General features: G+C 67.5%; 1 protein-coding gene (only partly in view). It reads right to left on the reverse strand.

Translation table 11 applies throughout. The annotated features are described in order from the left end of the window. Positions 1-20,679, reverse strand: the 5' portion of a protein-coding gene (locus ACLEJW_RS03450; RefSeq protein WP_440776979.1) for a non-ribosomal peptide synthase/polyketide synthase. The gene continues 1,590 nt to the left of window position 1, outside the view; only the first 20,679 of its 22,269 coding nucleotides appear in the window; its start codon is at positions 20,677-20,679; the stop codon falls past the left edge of the window. Positions 20,680-21,539 lie beyond the last annotated feature (860 nt).

The raw sequence follows: 21,539 nt of genomic DNA on the forward strand, positions 1-21,539 counted from the left end.
GTAATGCGCCAGGCGGTTGGCCTGTTCATTGAGCTGCCGGTAGCTCAGCTCGCCTTCGTCGGCACGGACTGCCAGCGCCTGCGGCGTACGCGCGACCTGGGCCTCGATCAGCCCGTGCAGAGTCTGATCGAGGTTGTAATCGACAGCAGTAGCATTGAACTCGACCACCACTTGCTGCCGCTCTGCGGCCTGCAAGACAGGTATGCGCTGCACCGGCAACTGCGGTTCATGTTCGAGCGCCTCGACCATGGCCGCGAGCACCTGGTGCATCTGCCCACAGATGCGCGCCGCGCCGACCTCGGCGGGGGTCATGGCGACCAGGCGGAAGCCTGCCCCGGTATCATCCACGTTCAAGCCCAGCGGGTAGTTGCTGCGTTCCTGACTTGCCAGGTTTTCGATACCTGCGGTTGCCTGCTGCTGATCCGCTGTGGCCAGACTGCTGTGGCGGTAGTTGAGCATGGCGCTGAACAGCGGCAGTGGCGCGGCCACGCCGCTGCAACGTTGCGCCAGGGCCAGGGAGGCATGTTCGTGGGCCAGCAATGCGCTGAGGCGCTGATGCGCGGCATGGGCAGCGTCCTGCAGGCCGATACCCGCGAGGTCCAGGCGCAGCGGCAATGTGTTGATGAACATGCCCAGTGCCCGCTCCGCGCCCTCGCCGCCTTGCAGGCGGCCCAGCAATACAGTGCCGAACACCACCCGATCCTGACCACTGGCGGCGCTCAGCAGACGCGCCCAGGCCAGGTGGAACAGGCTGGCGACGCTGATGCCCAAGTGCCGCCCCTGCTCGCGCAGGCGCATGCCAAGGTCGTCGTCCAGCCACAGCTGGGCCTCTTCGATAGCGCGGCCATCGCCTTGCACATCGCTCAGGCCGAACGGCAAGGTCGGCTCGTCGATATCGCCCAGCTGCGCGCTGAAGAACGCCTCATGCTCGGCCTGGCTGATGCCCAGACGCGCCTGCGCCACGTAGTTGCGGTACGGCACTGATGGGTAAGCCGGCAGGCCCTTGCCGGCGAGCAGGGCAATTAGTTCCTCGCCCACCACCTCCATGGCAGTGTGGTCGAGCACGATATGGTGGAACAGCAAGGTCGCCTCGACCCCGCCCTGGGTATGCCGGTAGTACAAGCGCAAAAGCGGCGCCTGGGCAAGCGGCAGATGCGCTGACTGTGCCTCGCCCTCGATCAGCGCCAGCGGTGCCCGACGCCACACCACCTGCACCGGCTGTGGCAGACCATCCCAGAGCACCGCCGTGCGCAGCACGTCGTGACGCTCGATGACCTTGTCCAGCGCCGCCGCGAAATCCACGAACTGCGTCTGGCTGGCGAAGGCGACACGCGAGTGCAGCACGTACGGGTCGTGCTCGGCCGCGCTGACATGGTGGTACAGGATGCCCTCCTGCAGCGGGGCCAACGGGTAGATGTCCTGTACGTTGCCAGCGCCGCCTGGGACCTGGGCGACGATGCGCTCGATCGCCGCCTGCTCCAGGTTCAGCAGCGGCAGCATGGCCGCCGTGATGTGCTGGCAACCAGCGACGATCAAGTTGTCCGGCACCTGCACCTGGCGGGTTTGGCCCAGGGTGGCCGCCAAGGCCGCGATGGTCGGTTGGCCGAACAACGTTCGTACATCGACGTGCAGGCCTTGCTGGCGCAAGCGGGCCGTCAGGTTGACCGCCAGCAGCGAGTGGCCGCCGAGTTCGAAGAAGTTGTCGTGGCGCCCTACCCGCTCGACCGTGAGCATCTGCGCCCAGACCTGCGCCAGCGCCGTTTCGACCGGCCCTTGCGGGGCCTGGTAGGCCTGCCCGGCAAGCGCTTGCGGATCCGGATCAGGCAGGGCCTTGCGGTCGAGCTTGCCGTGGGCGGTCAGCGGCAGCGCCGCCAGCCGGGTGAAGGCCAGCGGCAGCAAGTGCGCCGGCAGGCAGCTTTGCAGGGCGGCGCGCAAGGCGTCGACCTGCACTGGCGCAATTTCGGTGAACCAGGCCAGCAGACGCTCGTCACGTACCAGCACCACGGCAGCGGCAACCCCTGGCTGCGCCGCCAGCACCGCCTCGATCTCACCGAGCTCGACGCGCACACCACGGATTTTCACCTGATCGTCGTTTCGGCCCAGGTAATGCAGGGTGCCATCGGCATTCCAGCGCACCAGATCGCCGCTGCGGTACATGCGGCCACCCGCTGCGCCACTGAAAGGATCGGCGACGAAGCGCTCAGCGGTCAGTTGTGGCCGGTTCAGGTAACCGCGAGCGACCCCTGCGCCGGCGATGTACAGCTCACCGACCGCACCCACCGGCACTGGCTGGCGCTGCTCATCGAGCACGTACACCTGGGTGTTGGCGATCGGCCTGCCGATATGCAGCGCAGCACCAGGCTGCAGCACAGCGGAGGTCGCTACCACCGTGGCCTCGGTCGGACCGTAGTTGTTGACCAGGGCAAAGCCTGGCTCGCGCTCGAACTGGCGCAGGCGGTCGCCGCCCACCAGCAAGGTGCGCAAGGTGGGGTGCTGGCGCTCGCGGCGCAGCGCTTGCTCGGCGACGGGGGTGGGCAGGAAGCTGACCTGCAACGGCTGTTGCAGCCACCAGTCGAGCAGTTCATCGACGTGCTCGCCGGCGATGTGCGCAGGTGGCAGGTGCAGCACCGCACCCGCGCACAGCGCTGGCCAGACTTCCCAGGCCACGGCATCGAAGCCGAAGCCGGCGACGCTGCTGGTATGGCAGCCGGCGCCCACGGCGAACGCTTCGCAGTGCCAGTGCACCAGGTTGACCAGGGTCGCATGCTCGACCATCACGCCTTTCGGTTGGCCGGTGGAGCCGGAGGTATAGATCACGTAGGCCAGTCGCTCGGCCGTGAGGCCAGCGACCTGCAGATCGCTGTCGGGCTGCGCCTGCCAGGCCTGGCCATGCAGCGCAAGCTGGGCAGTGGCGCCGACCAGCCCCTGGGTCTGGGGGTCGGTCAGCACCAACGCCGGGGCGCTGTCGTGCAGCAGGTAGGCGATGCGCTCGGCAGGATAGTCAGGGTCCACGGGCACATAGGCGGCGCCGGTTTTCAGCACCGCGAGCATTGCCACCAGGCGATCGACGTTACGTGGCAGGCACACCGCCACCCGCTCGCCCAGCGCGACACCACGGCTCAACAGGTGATGGGCCAGGCGGTTGGCACTGCGGTTGAGTTCGCCATAGCTCAAAACCTGCCCGTCCTGTACCAGCGCAGCGGCCTGCGGCGTGCGCGCCGCCTGGCGCTCGATCAGGGCGTGCACGGTCTGGCCCAGCGGATACGGCCGGGCCGTGGCGTTGAAGGCGTGCAGCACCTGCGCGCGGGCTGGCGCATCGAGGATCGACAGCGCCGCCACAGGGGTATCGTCAGCCTGCTCCAGCGCCTGGGTCAGTTGCGCCAACGCTTCAGCCATCCACTGTGCAATGCGTGCAGCGCCCATCCCTGGTTCAGCCAATACACTGAGGGTGAAGCCCTCGCCCAGGTCATCGACGCTCAGGGTCAGTGGGTAATTGCTGCGCTCCTCGCCGCCGAGCAGACGCACGCCTTGCAGGCTTGCATCGCTGCTCGGCGCCGCGCCGGCACTGCTGTGGCGATAGTTGAACAGGGCGCTGAACAGCGGCAGCGATGCGGCCACCGCGCTGCAACGCTGGGCCAGGGCCAGTGACGCGTGCTCGTGGCTGAGCAGTGCCGAGAGGCGCTGGTGAGTGACGCGCAGCGCCTGGTGCGCCGGGGCGCTCAGGTCGATGCGCAGTGGCAAGGTATTGATGAACACGCCCAAGGCGCGGTCGGCACCCTCGCCGGCTTGCAGGCGGCCCATCAGCACGGTGCCGAAGACCACGTCGCTGCGGTTGGCCAGTACGCCCACCACGCGCGCCCAGGCCAGGTGCGCCAGGCTGGCGGCACTGACCCCCCGGCGCCGGGCCTGCTCACGCAGGCGCCGAGCCAGCGCGGCATCGACCGGCAGCTGAGCCTCCTCGGTATGCGCACCGTCGCTGTGCACATCGGCCAGGCCGAACGGCAAGGTAGGCTCATCGACATCGCCCAACATGTCGCGGAAGAACGCCTCGTGGCCAGCAGCGTCGGAGCCCAGCCGGGCCTGCGCGACGTAGGTGCGGTACGGCGCCGGCGGCTGCAGGCGCGCCTGCTGATCGGTGAGGATCAGGCGCATCTCATTGGCGATCACTTCCATGGCGGTGTGGTCGAGGGCCAGGTGATGGAACTGCAAGATCGCCACCACCTGCTGGTTGTGCGGATCGTCGGCGTACAGCAAGCGCATCAGCGGCGCCTGGGCCAGGTCAAGGCGTTGCTGGCGGGCATCGAAGCGCGCCTGCAGGGCATCGATCACCGAGCCGGCTGGCAAATCGTCGATGGCCGTGACCGCCATGCGCGCATTGCGCCACACCACCTGCACTGGTTGCGCCAGGCCTTCGCTGAGCACGGCGGTGCGCAGGATGTCGTGACGATCGATGACCTGCTGCAGGGCCCCGGCCCAAGTGTGCAGGCGCGCCAGGTTGTCGAACGCCAGGCGCGATTGCAGCAGGTAGGGGTCACCGCGCTCGGCACTGAGGTGGTGGTAGAGAATGCCTTCCTGTAGCGGCGCCAGCGGGTAGATGTCCTGCACGTTGGCGGCGCCGCCCGGCACGCTGGCGACAATGCGGTCGATCTCGGCCTGCTCCAGCTCGATCAGGCTGAGCATCGCCGGGGTGATCTGCTGGGCGGCGGGGTCGATGCGGTTGGCCGGGACCTGCACTTCCCGGCCGCTGCCTACCGCTGCGGCCAGCGCGGCCAAGGTCGGCTGTGCGAACAGTACCCGCACATCGGCGCTCAACCCTGCGCTGCGCATGCGCTCGATCAGGGTCACTGCCAGCAGCGAGTGGCCGCCCAGTTCGAAGAAGTGATCGTCTCGGCCGACCTGTTCGACCTTGAGCACGTCGGCCCAGATCGCCGCCAGGGCGGTTTCCACCGCGCCCTCGGGAGCCTGGTAACCGCGGCTCAGGACGGCATCGCTGCCAGGTGCCGGCAGCGCGCGGCGGTCGAGCTTGCCGTTGGCGGTCAGCGGCAAGGCGGGCAGCTGCACGTAGGCAGCGGGCAGCATGTAGTCCGGCAACTGGGTTTGCAGCTGGGTATGCAAGGCGGCGATTGCCGGCGCATCGGCACTGGCAGTGAAGTACGCCACCAGGCGCTTGTCACCTGGGGCGTCCTCGCGGACCAGCACCGCCGCCTCGGCTACACCAGGGCAGTCACTCAAACGCGCCTGGATTTCGCCCAGTTCGATGCGGAGCCCGCGCAGCTTGACCTGCTGGTCGGCGCGGCCCAGGTAACGCAAGGTGCCGTCGGCCTGCCAACTGACCAGATCGCCGCTTCGGTACATGCGCGCCCCCGCTTGCGCAGTGAACGGATCGTCGAGGAACCGCTCGGCACTGAGTGCGGGCTGGCCCAGGTAACCGAGGGCCACCCCGTCGCCGCCGATGTACAGCTCGCCCACCGCGCCGACCGGCAGCGGTTGCCGACGAGCGTCGAGGACATAGCAACGGGCATTGCCGATGGGCTTGCCGATCGGGATGCTGCCTTCGCCTGCCTGGACGATCTCGAACGTCGTGCTGAAGGTGGTGGCCTCGGTCGGACCGTAACCGTTGAGCAGGTGCGCAGGCTTGCCGCCGCGCAGCACCCGAGCGATCACCGCCGGGTCGAGGACGTCGCCGCCGACCATCAGGTAGCGCAGTTGGGCGAAGGCCGGCAGCAACGCATCGGCAAATTGGTGGAACAGCCCGGCAGTGAGCCACAACACGTTGACTTGCTGCGCCAGCAGGCAGTCGTGCAGGCCTTGGCTGGACAGCACCTGCTCTTGATCGATGACCACCAGTGTGGCGCCGTTGAGCAGCGCCGCCCAGACCTCCAGGGTACTGGCGTCGAACGCCGGGTTGGAGGCGAACGCCACGCGGTCCTGGCTGTTGAAGTCGGCAAAGCCGTTGTTGATGACCAGGCGGGCGATGGCCCGGTGCGGCACTTGCACGCCTTTCGGGGTGCCGGTGGAGCCAGAGGTATACATGATGTAGGCAGGGTCCTCGCCCGCGACCGGCAGCCCCGGTGCGTGGGCCGGGTAACGGTCCAAGGCCAGCTGATCGAGTTCGACCCGCAGGGCCTGCCCCACCTGTGGCTCGCTGCTGTGGGTCAGCAGCAGCCGGGCCTGGCTGTCGGCAATCATGAACGCCTGGCGCGCGGCCGGCGCGTTGCTGTCCAGCGGCACATAAACCGCCCCGCACTTGCTCGACGCCAGCTGCGCCGCCAACAGGTCGATGCCGCGTGGCAGCAACAGCGCCACCCGCTCGCCAGGCTGCAGACCGAGCGCCAGCAGGTGATGGGCCAGGCGATTGGCGTGCTGGTCGAGTTGTGCGTAGGTATGGCGTTGTTGCTGGTGGACTACCGCGATGGCGTCTGGGGTCAGCGCGACATGGGCGCCGAACAGCGTGTGCACGGCGTGCTCGCGTGGGTAGTCACGGCGGGTCGCATTGAAGCCCTGCAGCACCCGCTCGCGCTCGGCCGCAGCCAGGCAGTCGAGCTGCTGCAGGGGCGTTGCCGGGGCGTGTTGCAGGGCCTGGGCCAGGCGCTCCAGCGCCGTGGCCAGCAGGCGGCAGACCTGGGCGCCGTCCACGCTGTCGACGGCTTGCACGGTCAGCACCAGGGCCTGGCCCGTATCGTCGACGTTGACCACCAGCGGGTAGTTGCTGCGCTCATGGGCTTCCAACTGCTCGATGCCCCGCCACGCTTGGCGCAGCTCGCCAGGGCTGGCCGCGCTGTGGCGGAAATTCAACAGGCTGGTGAACAGCGCCTGGCCGGCAGGCACCGCGCTGCAGCGCTGCGCTTGCGCCAGCGAGGCCTGCTCGCAGGCCAGCAAGCGCGCCAGGCGCTGATGGGTCAGGCGCAGCCCGTCGCAGGCCGGGGCGCTGCCGACACTGACGCGCAGCGGCAAGGTGTTGATGAACATGCCCAGCGCCCGTTCGGCGCCCTCGCCGCCTTGCAGGCGACCGAGCAGCACGCTGCCGAACACCACCTCCTCGCGCCCCGACAACTGCGCCAGCACCTGGCCCCAGGCCTGGTGCACCAGGCTGGCCAGGCTGACGCCTGCCTGCCGCGCCTGCTCGCGCAAGCGCTGGCCCAACGCCGCGTCCAGCGTCTGGCGGCTGTCGAGCACGCGGCGCCCGTGGGTGTCGGCATCTCGCAGGCCGTAGACCACGGTCGGCTCGTCGATGTCGCTGAGCAGCTCGCGGAACAGCGCCTCGGCGGCCTGCTGGTGATTGCCCAGGCGCGACTGCGCGACGTAGTTGCGATAAGGCACGCTGGCCTGGGTCAGCGCCTGGCCCTGAAGCAGGGCGGTGATTTCCGCCACGAGCTGCTCGACGGCCGCATGGTCGAGGACGATATGGTGAATCAGCAGGGTCGCCTCGACGCGCCCAGCGCAATCGTCCTGCAGCAGGCGCAGCAGCGGCGCCTGGTTGAGGTCGATCACGGCGTCGGCAAGCCGAGGCGCCTCGCGCCAGACCACTTGCACCGGCTCTTCGAGCTGCTGCCAGTGAATGCTGGTGCGCAGGATGTCGTGGCGAGCGACGACCTGATCGAGGGCGTTGGCGAACGCGTCCAACGTGGCCTGGTCGGGGAAGGCGAAGCGTGCCCGCAGCACGTAGGGGTCGGCCCCTTCGCTGGCCAGGTGGTGGTAGAGGATGCCTTGCTGCAGCGGGGCCAGGCCGTAGATGTCCTGAATATTACCCACGCCCCCCGGGATCTGCGCGGCCAGGGTATCGATGGCCGCCTGCGACAGGCTGGCCAACGGCAGCATGGCAGGGGTGATACGGGTGCAACCTGGGGTGATGCAGTTGTCAGGGACCTGTACAGCGCTCGAGGTGCCGACTGCCGCTGCCAGCGCGGCCAGGGTCGGCTGGCCGAACAACACGCGAATATCGGCGTGCAACCCGCGTTGACGCAGGCGTGAGGTCAAGGTCACGGCCAGCAGCGAATGGCCGCCCAGCTCGAAGAAGTTGTCATGGCGACTGACCTTCTCGACGCCGAGCAACTCCTGCCAGATGTCGGCCAGCAGGGTTTCGGTTTCGCCCTGCGGTGCTTCGTAGACGCGCGCCTCAAGGGCGCCCGGCTCGGGCAGTGCCTTGCGGTCGAGCTTGCCGTTGGGGCTCAGCGGCAGTGCTTCGAGGTGGATGTACAGCGCCGGCACCATGAACTCCGGCAGGTGCGTGAGCAGTGCCGCGCGCAGGGTCTCGGGCGCGCTTGGCTCGCCGGTGTAGTAGGCGATCAGCCGTTGCTCGCGGGCGATCACCACGGCCTCCTTGATGCCGTCGATAGCGGTCAGCCCGGCCTGGATTTCGCCCAATTCGATACGCAGCCCGCGCAGCTTCACCTGGTCGTCGTTACGGCCCAGGTATTCAAGGTTGCCGTCGGCCAGATGCCGCGCCAGGTCGCCGGTACGGTACAGGCGCCCGCCAGGGCGGAACGGGTCGTCGATGAAGCGTTCGGCGGTGAGTTCGGCGCGGTTGAGGTAGCCACGGGCGACCTGGACGCCACCGATGTACAGTTCACCCGGCACACCCTGCGGGATCGGTTGCAGATGGCCGTCCAGCACGTAGAGCTGGGTATTGGCGATCGGCTTGCCGATCGGGGTGTTGTCCGGCGCGGTCCGGCAGTGCCAGGCGCTGACGTCCACCGCGGCTTCGGTCGGGCCATAGAGGTTGTGCAGGTCGCTGCCTGGGAGCTGGCTGTGGAAACGCCGAACCAGACTGCCGGGCAAGGCTTCGCCGCTGCACAGCACGCGCAAGCCGGATTGACTCAATTTGCTGCCAACGGCCGAGAGGAACACGTCGAGCATCGAGGGCACGAAGTGCAGCGTGGTGATGGCTTCGTGCTCGATGACCTGACGCAGGTACTCGGGGTCGCGGTGGCCGCCAGGACGGGCCATGACCAAGCGCGCGCCGGTTTGCAGGGGCCAGAGAAACTCCCAGACCGAGACATCGAAGCTGAACGGGGTCTTTTGCAGGACCACATCAGTGCTGTTCAAGCCGTAGGCATCCTGCATCCACAACAGGCGGTTGACCACGCCGGCGTGCTCGTTCATGACGCCTTTGGGCATGCCCGTGGAGCCGGAGGTGTAGATCACGTAGGCCAGGTTATTTGGCGTCAGGCCATCGACAATCGGATTGCTGGCCGGCTGCCCTGCCCAGTCAAACTGATCCAGATCGATCACCTGCCCCGCGTCCGGCACGTGCCGAGTTGGCGCATGCACCAGCACCGCCACAGGCGCGCTGTCGCTGAGCATGTGACGCACGCGTTCGGCCGGATAATCCGGATCGACCGGCACATAGGCGCCGCCAGCTTTGAGAATCGCCAGCAGCCCCACCACCATCGACAGCCCGCGCTCGACGCAGATCGCCACACGGTCATCGGGTTTGACCCCCAGGCCGATCAGGTAATGCGCCAGGCGGTTGGCCTGTTCATTGAGCTGCCGGTAGCTGAGCTCGCCTTCATCGGCACGGACCGCCAGCGCCTGCGGCGTACGCGCGACCTGGGCCTCGATCAGCCCGTGCAGGGTCTGATCGAGGGTGTAATCGACAGCAGTAGCATTGAACTCGACCACCACTTGCTGCCGCTCTGCGGCCTGCAAGACAGGTATGCGCTGCACCGGCAATTGCGGTTCATGCTCGAGCGCCTCGACCATGGCCGCGAGCACCTGCTGCATCTGCCCACAGATCCGCGCTGCGCCGACGTCGGCGGGGGTCATGGCGACCAGGCGGAAGCCTTCGCCCAGGTCATCCACGTTGAGGCTCAGCGGGTAATTGGTCCGCTCCTGGCCATCGAGCACTTCGATCCCTTGCCAGGCCTTGCGCTGCTCGGCATCTGCGAGAGCGCCGTGACGGTAGTTGAGCATCGCGCTGAACAGCGGCAGTGGCGCGGCCACGCTGCTGCAACGTTGCGCCAGGGCCAGCGAAGCGTGCTCGTGGGCCAGCAGCGCACTGAGGCGTTGGTGCGTGGCATGGGCGGCTTCGCGCAGGCTGACAGCACCCAGATCGACCCGCAGTGGCAGGGTATTGATGAACATGCCCAACGCCCGCTCGGCACCCTCGCCGCCTTGCAGGCGGCCGAGCAGCACGGTGCCGAACACCACGCGATCCTGACCACTGGCGGCGCCGAGCAAACGCGCCCAGGCCAGGTGGAACAGGCTGGCGACGCTGATACCCAAGACGCGAGCGTGGCGCCGCAACGCGGCGGCCAGCGGCGTCGGCAAGGTCAGCTTGACCTCCTGCATGGCCCGGCCGTCACCCTGGACGTCGTTCAACCCGAAGGGCAAGGTCGGCGTATCGATCTCCGCCAGTTGCGCGTGGAAGAAGGCCTCGTGTTCGACCTGGCTGATGCCCAGTCGCGCCTGTGCTACGTAATTACGGTACGGTACAGGTCGGGCAACGGGTGCTGGTAGACCGTGCAGCAGCCCTTGCAGTTCTTCGCCGATCAGCTCCAAAGCCGTGTGATCGAGCACGATGTGGTGGAACTGCAAGGTTGCATCGATGCCCTCCTCGCCTTGGCGGTAAAACAGCTGTAACAACGGCGCCTGGTCGAGCCGCAGGGTTGGCAAGTCGCCCTGCTCCCTACCGCCCAGGACACCCGCCACACGCCGCAGCACCACCTGTACCGGTTGCGCCAAGCCGTCCCACAACACGGCGGTGCGCAGCACGTCATGACGGGCGATCACCTGATCCAGCGCTCCGGCGAAGGCGTGCAGGCGCTCGACGCTATCGAAGCGCAGCCGCGAGTACAGCACGTAGGGATCGTGCTCGGCGGCGCTGAGGTGGTGATAGAGAATGCCCTCCTGCAGCGGCGCAAGCGGATAGATGTCCTGCACGTTGGTCGCGCCGCCCGGCACGCTGGCCACGATACGGTCGATGCTGGCCTGGTCGAGCTCGATCAGGCTGAGCAGGTCCGGGGTGATGTGCTCGCAGCCCGCTGGAATGCGGTTTTCCGGCACTGCCACCTGCTGGGCCTGGCCCAGGGTTGCCGCCAAGGCGGCAATGGTGGGCTGGCCGAACAGGGTGCGCACATCCACTTGCAGGCCTTGCTGACGCAAGCGCGCGGTCAGCGTGACCGCCAGCAGCGAATGGCCGCCCAGCTCGAAGAAGTTGTCGTGCCGCCCCACCTGCTCGACTCCCAGCAGCTGCGCCCAGAGCTGCGCAAGCAGCTGCTCGGTGGCACCTCGCGGCGCCTCGAACGGACGCTGCAGCAAGGCCGCGTCCGGCGCTGGCAAGGCATTGCGATCGAGCTTGCCGTTAGGGGTCAGGGGCAGCTGCTCAAGGTGGATGTACTGCGCCGGCACCATGTAGTCCGGCAGATCACCGAGCAGCACTTTGCGCAGCTGCTCGGCCGGCACCGGCTCGCCGCTGTGGTAAGCCACCAGGCGCGGCCCGGCGACGCCGTCGTCGAACGCCAGCACCAGCGCCTCGCGCACGCCAGGGATGCGCAGCAGGCAGGCTTCGATTTCGCCTGGTTCGATGCGCAGGCCACGGATTTTCACTTGGTGATCGTTGCGCCCGAGGAACTCCAGAGCACCATCGGCGCGTTGGCGCACCAGGTCGCCACTGCGGTACAGGCGCTCGCCTGGCAACCAAGGGTCGTCAATGAAGCGCTCGGCCTGCTGCTCGGCCAGGCCCAGGTAGCCACGGGTAACGCCGGCACCGCCGATATGCAACTGCCCGGCCACGCCCCACGGCACCAGTTGATCGCGGCTGTCGAGGACATACAGGCGGGTATTGTCGATGCCATGCCCGATCGGCAAGCTGCCGCGCGGTAGCGCTGCGCCGGGGTGCAGGGTCCAGACACTGCAATCGACCGTGGTTTCGGTGGGCCCATAGACGTTGTGCAGGCGCACCGCGGGTAGCCGCTCACGCACCTGCGCCGCCAAGGCGGCGGTCAATTCGCCGCCGCCACAGACGATGTCGCTAAGGCTGCTGCACGCGGCGCTCTGCGGCTGTTCGAGGAACTGCTGAAGCAATGCCGGTACGAACTGCACCACATTCACTTGCTGTTGCTCGATCAACTGCACCAGGTACTGCGCATCGCGCTGGCCATCCGGGCGGGCCAGGACCAGGCGCAGGCCGCTGCACAGCGGCCAGAACAACTCCCACACCGACGCATCGAAGCTGACTGGGGTCTTGTGCAGCACGCTGCCGGCATCTGCGCACAGGCGTTGGCTCCAGCGCACCAGGTTGACCACGTTGCGGTGCTCGACCATCACGCCCTTGGGCACGCCGGTGGAACCTGAGGTGTAGATCACGTAGGCCAGGTGCTGCGCGCTCAAGCCGGGTACGTGCGGATCGCTGACGGGGTTGTCGCTCCAGCTGGGCAGATCGAGGTCGACCAGCAGCGCATGCGCTGCCACGCCGCGGGTCGCACTGTGGACCAGCAGCGCCCGCGGCGCGCTGTCCTCGAGCATGTGCACCAGGCGCTGCGGCGGATAGCTCGGATCCAGCGGCACATAGGCGCCGCCGGCCTTGAGGATGGCCAGCAGGCCGACCACCAGCGCCATGCTGCGCTCGACGCAGATCGCCACGCGATCGTCCGGTCGTACGCCCAGGGCGAGCAGGTGATAAGCCAGGCGGTTGGCCTGTTCGTTGAGCTCGCGATAACTGAGTTCGCCGTCTTCGCCGACCAGTGCGATGGCCTCGGGGGTAAGCCTGGCCTGGGCCTCGAACAGGTGCTGCAACGGCTGCTGCCGCTCGCCGCCGCGAGCGCTCGAGCGGGCCTGCTGCAACAGCTGCGCACGCTCGCTTGCAGCCAGTACCGGCAGCTGCTGCACCGGCAACTGCGGCTGTTGCTGCAGGGCATCGAGCAGCCCACCGAGTACCTGCAGCAATTGCTCGCAGACGCGCTGGGCACCGATCGCCGCGCTGACCTGGGCGGTCAGGCGCATGCCGTCGCCCAAGTCATCGACGTCGACGCTCAGCGGGTAGTTGCCGTGCCCGCCACTGGGCAGCGCTTCGATGCCCTCGAGCGCCTCACGCTGCACGAGTTGTTCATCGGCACTGGCGCCGTGGCGGTAGTTGAGCATGGCACTGAACAACGGCGTCGGCGCGGCCACGCCGCTGCAGCGCTGGGCCAGCGCCAGCGAGGCGTGTTCATGCACCAGCAGCGCTCCCAAGCGCTCGTGGGCCAGGCGCACGCCATCACGCACGCCCAGGCCGTCGAGATCAAGGCGCAGCGGCAAGGTATTGATGAACATGCCAAGGCCACGGTCGGCGCCGGCACCGCCTTGGAGTCGGCCAAGCAGCACGGTGCCGAACACGACCGAGTCCTGGCCACTGGTGGCCGCCAGCAGGCGTGCCCAGGCCAGGTGCAGCAGGCTCGCCGCGCTGACCCCGGCCTGCTGGGCCTGTTGGCGCAGACGCTGATACTGGGCGCTTGGCACCTGCACGGTAACCCGCTCGAAATCGCCGGCCTGGCCCTGCAGGTCGCTCAGGCCGTAAGGCAGCGTCGGCTCATCGATATCGCCCAGCTCGGCGCGGAAGAATGCTTCATGCTCGGCTTCGCTGATGGCCAGGCGGGCCTGGGCCACGTAGTTGCGGTAAGGCACCGCCGGCTGGCTGGGCACCTGGCCACGCAGGTGATCACGAATTTCGCCGAGCACGACCTTCATCGCCGTGTGGTCGAGCACGATGTGGTGGAACTGCAAGGTCGCCTCGATCGCACGGTCGCCGCCTGCGTGCAACAGACGGATCAGCGGCGCCTGGTCCAGCGCCAGCGGCGGTGCGCCCGCCGCAGCACCCTGGGCCGTGTGCAGCAGGACGGGGCCTGGCACCTGGCGCCAGACCACTTGCAGCGGTTGCGCCAGGCCGTCCCAGAGCACCGCCGTGCGCAGCACGTCGTGGCGTTCTATCACCTGTTGCAGGGCAGCGGCGAACGCTTGCAGGCGCGCAAGGCTGTCGAACACCACGCGCCACTGCAGCAGGTACGGATCGCCGTCGGGCGCGCTCAGGTGGTGATAGAGGATACCTTCCTGCAGCGGCGCCAGTGGGTAGATGTCCTGCACGTTGGCGGCGCCGCCGGGCACGCTGGCGACAATCCGCTCGATGCTGGCCTGATCCAGTTCGATCAGTGGCAGCATGTCCGGGGTGATCTGCGTGCAGCCAGCATCGATGCGATTGGCCGGCACCTCGACCTGCCGATTGTGGTCGATGGCAGCTGCCAGCGCCGCCACGCTCGGCTGGCTGAACAGCACCCGCACATCGGTGCCGAAGCCCTGTTGGCGCAGGCGCTCGATCAGGGTCACGGCCAGCAGTGAATGGCCGCCCAGCTCGAAGAAATCATCGTCCCGCCCTACTCGCTCCAGGCCCAGCACCTCGGCCCAGATGGCCGCCATGCGGATTTCACGCTCACCCTGCGGTTCGGCGTGAACCTGTGCCTGCAGCGCGGGCTCGGGCAAGGCGCGCCGGTCGAGTTTGCCGTGGCTGGTCAGCGGCCAGTGCGTCAGGGGTATCAGCGCCTGCGGCAGCATGTGCGCCGGCAGGCTGGCCTGCAAGGCCTCGCGCAGGGCGTCGAGATCAACCGGCGCATCAAAGGTGAACCAGGCCAGCAAGCGCTCGGCGCGCACCAGCACCAGGGCCTGCTCGACGCCCGGCTGAGCGACGATGGCTGCTTCGATCTCGCCCAGCTCGACGCGCATGCCGCGAATCTTCACCTGGTCATCATTGCGGCCCAGGTAGTCGAGGGTGCCGTCGGCATTCCAGCGCACCAGGTCGCCGCTGCGGTACATGCGCGCACCGGGCAGGCGGCTGAACGGGTCGGCGAGGAAGCGCTCCTCGGTCAATTGCGCACGGTTGAAATAGCCGCGGGCGACCTGACTGCCGCCGATGTACAGCTCGCCCGGCACGCCCACCGGTACCGGCTGGCGACGCCCATCGAGCACATACACGCGGGTGTTGGCGATCGGCTGGCCAATGTGCAGGTCGGCTCCGGGCAGCAGCGTGCCGGACGTGGCGACCACGGTGGTTTCGGTCGGCCCGTAGTTGTTCACCACGGCGAATCCGGGGTCGCGCTGGAACGCGCGCAGGCGGTCGCCGCCAACCAGCAGGGTGCGCAAGGTCGGGTGCTGGCGCTCGCGGCGCAGCGCCAGCTCGGCGACCGGAGTGGGCAGGAAACTGACTTTCAGCGGCTGCAACAGCCACCAGTCGAGCAGCGCTTCGACGTGCTCGTTGCCGATGTGCGCCGGTGGCAGGTGCAAGGTCGCCCCGGCGCACAAGGCCGGCCAGACCTCCCAGGCCATGGCATCGAAACCGAATCCGGCGACGCTGGAGGTGCGCTCGCCGGCGCCCAGGGCAAACGCCTGGCAGTGCCAGTGCACCAGGTTGGCCAAGGTGTGATGCTCGATCATCACGCCCTTGGGTTGGCCGGTGGAGCCGGAGGTATAGACCACGTAGGCCAGGTGCTGGGCGTCCAGGCCCGGCACCTGTGGGTTGCTGGCGTCGGCGTGCCAGCTGCCGGCCTGGTCCAGGTCCAGGCGTGCAAGCCCGGCGGGCAGGCCGTCGATGCTCGAATCGCTGAGCACCAGCGTCGGTGCGCTGTCGGCCAGCAGGTAGGCGATGCGCTCCTGGGGGTAGGTCGGGTCCACCGGCACGTAGGCCGCGCCGGTCTTGAGCACGGCCAGCAAACCGATCAGCCGCTCGATGCTGCGCGGCAAGCACAGGGCGACCCGCTCGCCGCCACGCACGCCGTGTTCGATCAGGCGCTGGGCCAGGCGATTGGCCCGCAGGTTGAGCTCGGCGTAGCTTAGCGCGCGCTCACCCTGGCAAATCGCGGTGGTGTCGGGTGTACGCGCCGCCTGGGCCTCGACCATGGCATGCACGGTCTGCCCCTGCGGGTAAACCTGGGCGGTGGCATTGAAGTCGCCGAGCACGTGGTGGCGGGTACGTTCGTCGATGATCGACAAGCTGTCGACGCTGGCGTCCTGCCCAGGCTCGAGGGCGTGCAGCAGCTGCGCGACGGCATTGGCCATCCACTGGGCCACACGCGTCGCCCCGATGCCGTGCAGCGCCAGCACGTTGAAGCTGAAGCCCTCACCCAGGTCGTTGACGCTCAGGGTCAGGGGGTAGTTACTGCGCTCCTCGCCGCCAAGCAGACGCACGCCTGCCCAGATGCCCTCGCCCTCGCGCGGAGCATCGGCGGCGCTGTGACGGTAATTGAGCAAGGCACTGAACAACGGCAACGACGGCGCAACGCCGCTGCAGCGCTGGGCCAGGGCCAACGGCGCGTGCTCGTGCCCCAGCAGCGCAGACAGGCTGCGATGGGTCGCGCGCAGCGCTGCGTGGGCGCTTGCGCTGGTGTCGATGCGCAACGGCAAGGTATTGATGAACATGCCCAGCGCGCGGTCGGCGCCTTCGCCGCCTTGCAGGCGACCCATCAGCACGGTGCCGAACACCACATCCTGGCGGTTGGCCAATACCCCCAGCACCCGCGCCCAGGCCAGGTGCATCAGGCTTGCAGCGCTGACCCCCAGATGCCGCGCGTGGCTGCGCAGGCGCAGGCTCAGTGCGTCGTCCAGTGCCAGCGTGGCGCTTTCGACGTCGCGACCATCGCCCTGCACATCGGCAAAGCCCAGGGGCAGCGTGGGTTCCTCGACATCGGCGAGCATCTCGCGGAAGAAGGTTTCCTGGGCAGCCGGGTCGGCCAGCCGCGCCTGGGCCACGTAGTTGCGATACGGCACGGCGGCCGGCAACTGCTCGCCCTGGCCGAACAGCAATGCGCGCATCTCGCGGGCAATCACATCCATCGCCGTGTGGTCGAGGGTCAGGTGATGGAACAGCAGGATCGCCACCACCTGATGGTGGTCAGGGTCAAGGCTGTAGTAGAGCCGCGTGAGCGGCGCCTGGCCAAGGTCGAGGCGGTGATGGCGGGCATCGAAGCGGGCGTGCAATTGTTCGATGCGCGATGGCTCCGTCGTGTCGAGCAGGTCGTCGATTTCGGTCACGGCGAGCGCGGCGCTGCGCCATACCACCTGTACTGGTTGCGCCAGACCCTGCCACAGCACCGAGGTGCGCAGAATATCGTGGCGATCGATGACCTGCTGCAACGCACCGGCCCAGGCCAGCAGGCGTTCGACACTGTCGAATGCCAGGCGTGTCTGCAACAGGTAGGGGTCGCCCTGCGCGGCGCTCAGGTGGTGATAAAGAATGCCTTCCTGCAGCGGCGCCAGGGGGTAGATTTCCTGCACATTGGCCGCGCCTCCGGGCACCGTGGCGACGATGGCGTCGAGACTGGCCTGATCGAGCTGCACCAGGCTGAGCATGTCCGGAGTGATGCGCGCCGCGCCCGCAGGGACGCGGTTGGCCGGGACGTGCGCCTGGGTACCTTGGCCGCTGACGCTGGCCAGTGCAGCAATGGTCGGCTGCGCGAACAGCACGCGGACATCGATCACCAGCCCGGCTTTGCGCAAGCGTTCGACCAAGGTCACGGCCAGCAAGGAATGGCCACCGAGTTCGAAGAAATTGTCTTGCCGCCCTACCCGTGCAACGCCCAGCACCTCGGCCCAGATCGCCGCCATGGCCGCTTCGGTCTGACCTTGCGGCGCCTCGTAGGCCTGCCCTGGCAACGCTGCAGCGTCAGGCATCGGCAAGGCGCGGCGGTCGAGCTTGCCATGACTGGTCAGCGGCAATGCCTCCAGGCGCAGCAACGCCCAGGGCAGCATATGCGCCGGCAGCCTGGCCTGCAGGGCCTGGCGCAATTGCTCGGGGTCGAGCGGTGCGCTTTCGGTGTACCAGGCCAGCAGACGCTGGTCGTGCACCAGCACGACGGCGTCGGCGATACCCGGCTGGGCGGCCAGAGCGGCCTCGATTTCACCCAATTCCACGCGCACGCCTCGGATCTTCACTTGATCGTCGTTGCGACCCAGGTAGTCGAGGCTGCCGTCGCCGTTCCAGCGCACCAGGTCGCCACTGCGGTACATGCGTCCGCCAGGATTGAAGGGGTCGTCCAGGAAGCGTTCGGCACTCAGCTCGGGGCGGTTGAAATAGCCCCGCGCGACTTGCACGCCGCCGATGTACAGCTCACCTTCGACACCGACTGGCACCGGTTGCAGGCCCTGGTCCAGGACATACACGCGGGTGTTGGCGATCGGCTGGCCGATGTGCAGCTCACCGCCGGGCACCAGTGTGCCGGAGGTCGCCACCACAGTGGTTTCGGTCGGCCCATAGTTGTTGACCACGGCGAAGCCTGGGTCGCGATCGAACTGGCGCAGGCGATCGCCGCCGATCAGCAAGGTGCGCAAGGTCGGGTGCTGACGGTCGCGGCGCAGCGCCTGCTCGGCGACCGGGGTGGGCAGGAAGCTGACCTGCAACGGCTGCGCCAGCCACCAGTCGAGCAGTTCGTCGATGTGCTCGTTGCCGATGCTGGCCGGCGGCAGGTGCAACGTGGCACCGGCACACAGGGTCGGCCAGACTTCCCAGGCCATGGCATCGAACCCGAAGCCGGCGACACTGGCGCTATGGGACCCGGCTTGCACGGCGAACGCCTGGCAGTGCCAGTGCACCAGGTTGGCCAGGGTTCGATGCTCGATCATCACGCCCTTGGGCTGGCCGGTGGAGCCTGAGGTGTAGACCAGGTAGGCCAACTGCTGCGCATCGATTCGCGGCAATTCGGGGTTGCTGTCGTTGGCGGCGAAGCTGGCGGCTTGATCGAGGTCCAGGCGTGGTAGCGATGGCAGGTTGTCAGTGGCGGAATGAGCGAGCACCAGCGCCGGTTGGCTGTCGGCAAGCAGGTAGGCAATGCGCTCGGCTGGGTAGGACGGGTCGACCGGCACGTAGGCAGCCCCGGCCTTGAGCACCGCCAGCAAGGCTACTAGCCGCTCAGGCTCGCGGGGCAGGCACAGGGCCACGCGGTCGCCAACCTGCACCCCTTGCTCTATCAGGCGATGGGCAAGCTGGTTGGCGCGCTGGTTGAGTTGCGCATAGCTCAGCGAATGCTCGCCCTGCACCAAGGCCAGCGCATGCGGCGCGCGGGCCGCCTGGGTCTCAACCAACGCGTGTATGGTTTGCCCTTGCGGGTAGGCTTCAGTGGTGAGGTTGAACGCTTCAAGCACCTGCTCGCGCTCGGCGGGCGGCAACACGGGCAAGCCCTGCAAGGGTGCGTCAGGGTCACGCTCAAGCGCCTCGGCCAGGCTCGCCAGCACCTGCTCGAACTGTGCGCACAGCCGTTCGGCGCCCCACTGCGGCAGGGTTTGCACGGTCAGGCGCAGGTCCTCGCCCAGGTCGTCGACGCTGATGGTCAGCGGGTAGTCGGTGCGCTCTTCGGCGCCGACGATGTCGATGCCGGGTGCTACCGGAATGATCTGCTGGGCATCGCCGGCGTCGCTGTGGCGGTAGTTGAGCATGCTATTGAACAGCGGCGCCGGTGCGGCGACCGCGCTGCAGCGCTGGGCCAAGGCGAGCGATGCCTGCTCGTGACCGAGCAAGGCGCTGAGGCGTTTATGCGTGGCCAGCAGCCCTTGACGCACGCTGTGCTGGCCGAGGTCGATGCGCAGCGGCAGGGTGTTGATGAACATGCCCAGGGCCTGCTCGCTGCCATCGCCGGTGGTCATGCGTCCGAGCAGCACGCTGCCGAACACCACGGCCTGGCGCGCCGACAGTTGCCCGACCAGGCGGGCAAAACCCAGATGCAGCACGCTGGCCGGGCTCACGCCGAGCTGGCGCGCCAGGTTGCGCAGGCGCAGGCTGAGGCTCGCGGGTAAGGTCTGACGGGCCTGCTGCAAAGGGGTGTCGCCAGCGCTTTGCACACCGAAGGCCAGGGTCGGCGCCTCGATATCGCCGAGCATGTCGCGGAAGAAGCGCTCGTGAGCCTGCTCGTCGAGGGCCTGGCGGGCGGCGGCCAGGATGTTACGAAATGGCATCGGTGCCGGCAGTTGCGCGGCCTGGCCTGCCAGGTGCGCTTGAATCTCGCGGCGGACGATGTCGAGGGCGGTGTGGTCCATGATGACGTGGTGGAACATGAGCAAGGCGAGCCACTGCCCGTCTTCGCCTGGGGTGTGCATGAGCCGCATCAGCGGTGCTTGCTGCAGGTCGAAGCGGTAGTGCCGGGGATCGAAGCGCGTGCACAGTTCGGCCAGCGGATCGTCGCCGTGGGTGTCGAGGGCCTCGCGCACCAGGGTCGCTTCGCGCCAGACGACTTGCACGGGTTCGTCCAGGTATTGCCAGTGCAAGGCGGTGCGCAGGATGTCGTGGCGCTGGATCACCCACTGCAGGGACTGGGCAAAGGCTTCGAGGTGGTCTTTGCTGGCGAAGCGCAGTTGCACCTGTGCCAGATAGGGGTCGCCGGCGTCGGCGGCCAGGTGCTGGTAGAGCATGCCTTGCTGCAGGGGGGCCAGTGGGTAGATGTCCTGCACATTGGCGGCGCCGCCTGGGACGGTGGCGACGATACGGTCGATGGCTTGCTGGTCGAGGCTGACCAGCGGCAGCATGTCGGGGGTAATGCGCAGGGCGGGGCTTTGCCAGTCGTCATTGCGTTCGGCGAGCATCTCCAGCAAGGCCGGCTTGTGCCGGGACAGCGCCTCCCACAGGGTGTCATCCAGGGTTTCGTCGCTGCCCTGGACGATCAGGTCCTGGTCTTCGCGCTGGAGTCGGATTGCATGGGTGGAGAGAGCAGCCATCAGTTCGCTGAAGAGCATCGGTAAGCATCCTGCTTTGCCTGGAAAAGGATCGCCGACACGCTAAAGGATCGTGACTGGATGGTCTGACATGGGAAGCAGGGACAATCCGAGTCGCGCTGCGACCCATAGCCAACACCAATCCCCTGCCCAACCCGCACTGCTCTTGCTATTGCAGTTGCTCTGCCCTGCTCTTGCTGTTGCTCTGCTGCTGCAGTTGCTTTGCCCTGCTGTTGCTCTGCTGTTGCTCTGCTGTTGCTTCAAATGCGCGGTAGTTCAGCCAACGCGGATTGCGACCTCAGGAGGCCGAGCGTAGGCGTCTGGAGGGCCCAGGGTGCGTAGCACCCCCGACGGCGTAGCCGGAGGACGCGAGCTGTACGACTTGCGTAGCAAGTTGTGGCCGCGCAGGGCCCGGAAGACGCCGAAGCGAGGGGACCCCGGAGCGCAGCGCAGGGGCCGTATGTGGGAGCGCAGCGTTTTTTGGTTACTTTTTGTCGCGTTTGACAAAAAGTGACTCGCCGTAAGGGCGAAAAGGTGAGTAAGCGCCACCATCGCCAATGAATGCGCGTGGGCTATGAAAGCGCTCACTACGTAGCGTTACTGTCAGGCTTCAGGTTCCAGATTCCAGATTCCAGATTCCAGATTTCAAGTTTCAAGCTAGAAGCTAGAAGCCGTGATGGTTTTGAACACTGCAACAGTATTCATTGACGATGGCGACGCACACTCACCTTTTCGCCCTTACGGCGAGTCACTTTTTGTCAAACGCGACAAAAAGTAACCAAAAAACGCTGGGCTCCTACATACGGCCCCTGCGCTGCGCTCCGGGGTCCCCTCACTCCGGCACCTTGCGGGCCCTGCGCGGCCACAACTTGCTTCGCAAG

The sequence above is a fragment of the Pseudomonas sp. SMSB3 genome, assembly GCF_052041965.1.
In the GTDB taxonomy this organism is placed as follows: Bacteria; Pseudomonadota; Gammaproteobacteria; order Pseudomonadales; family Pseudomonadaceae; genus Aquipseudomonas.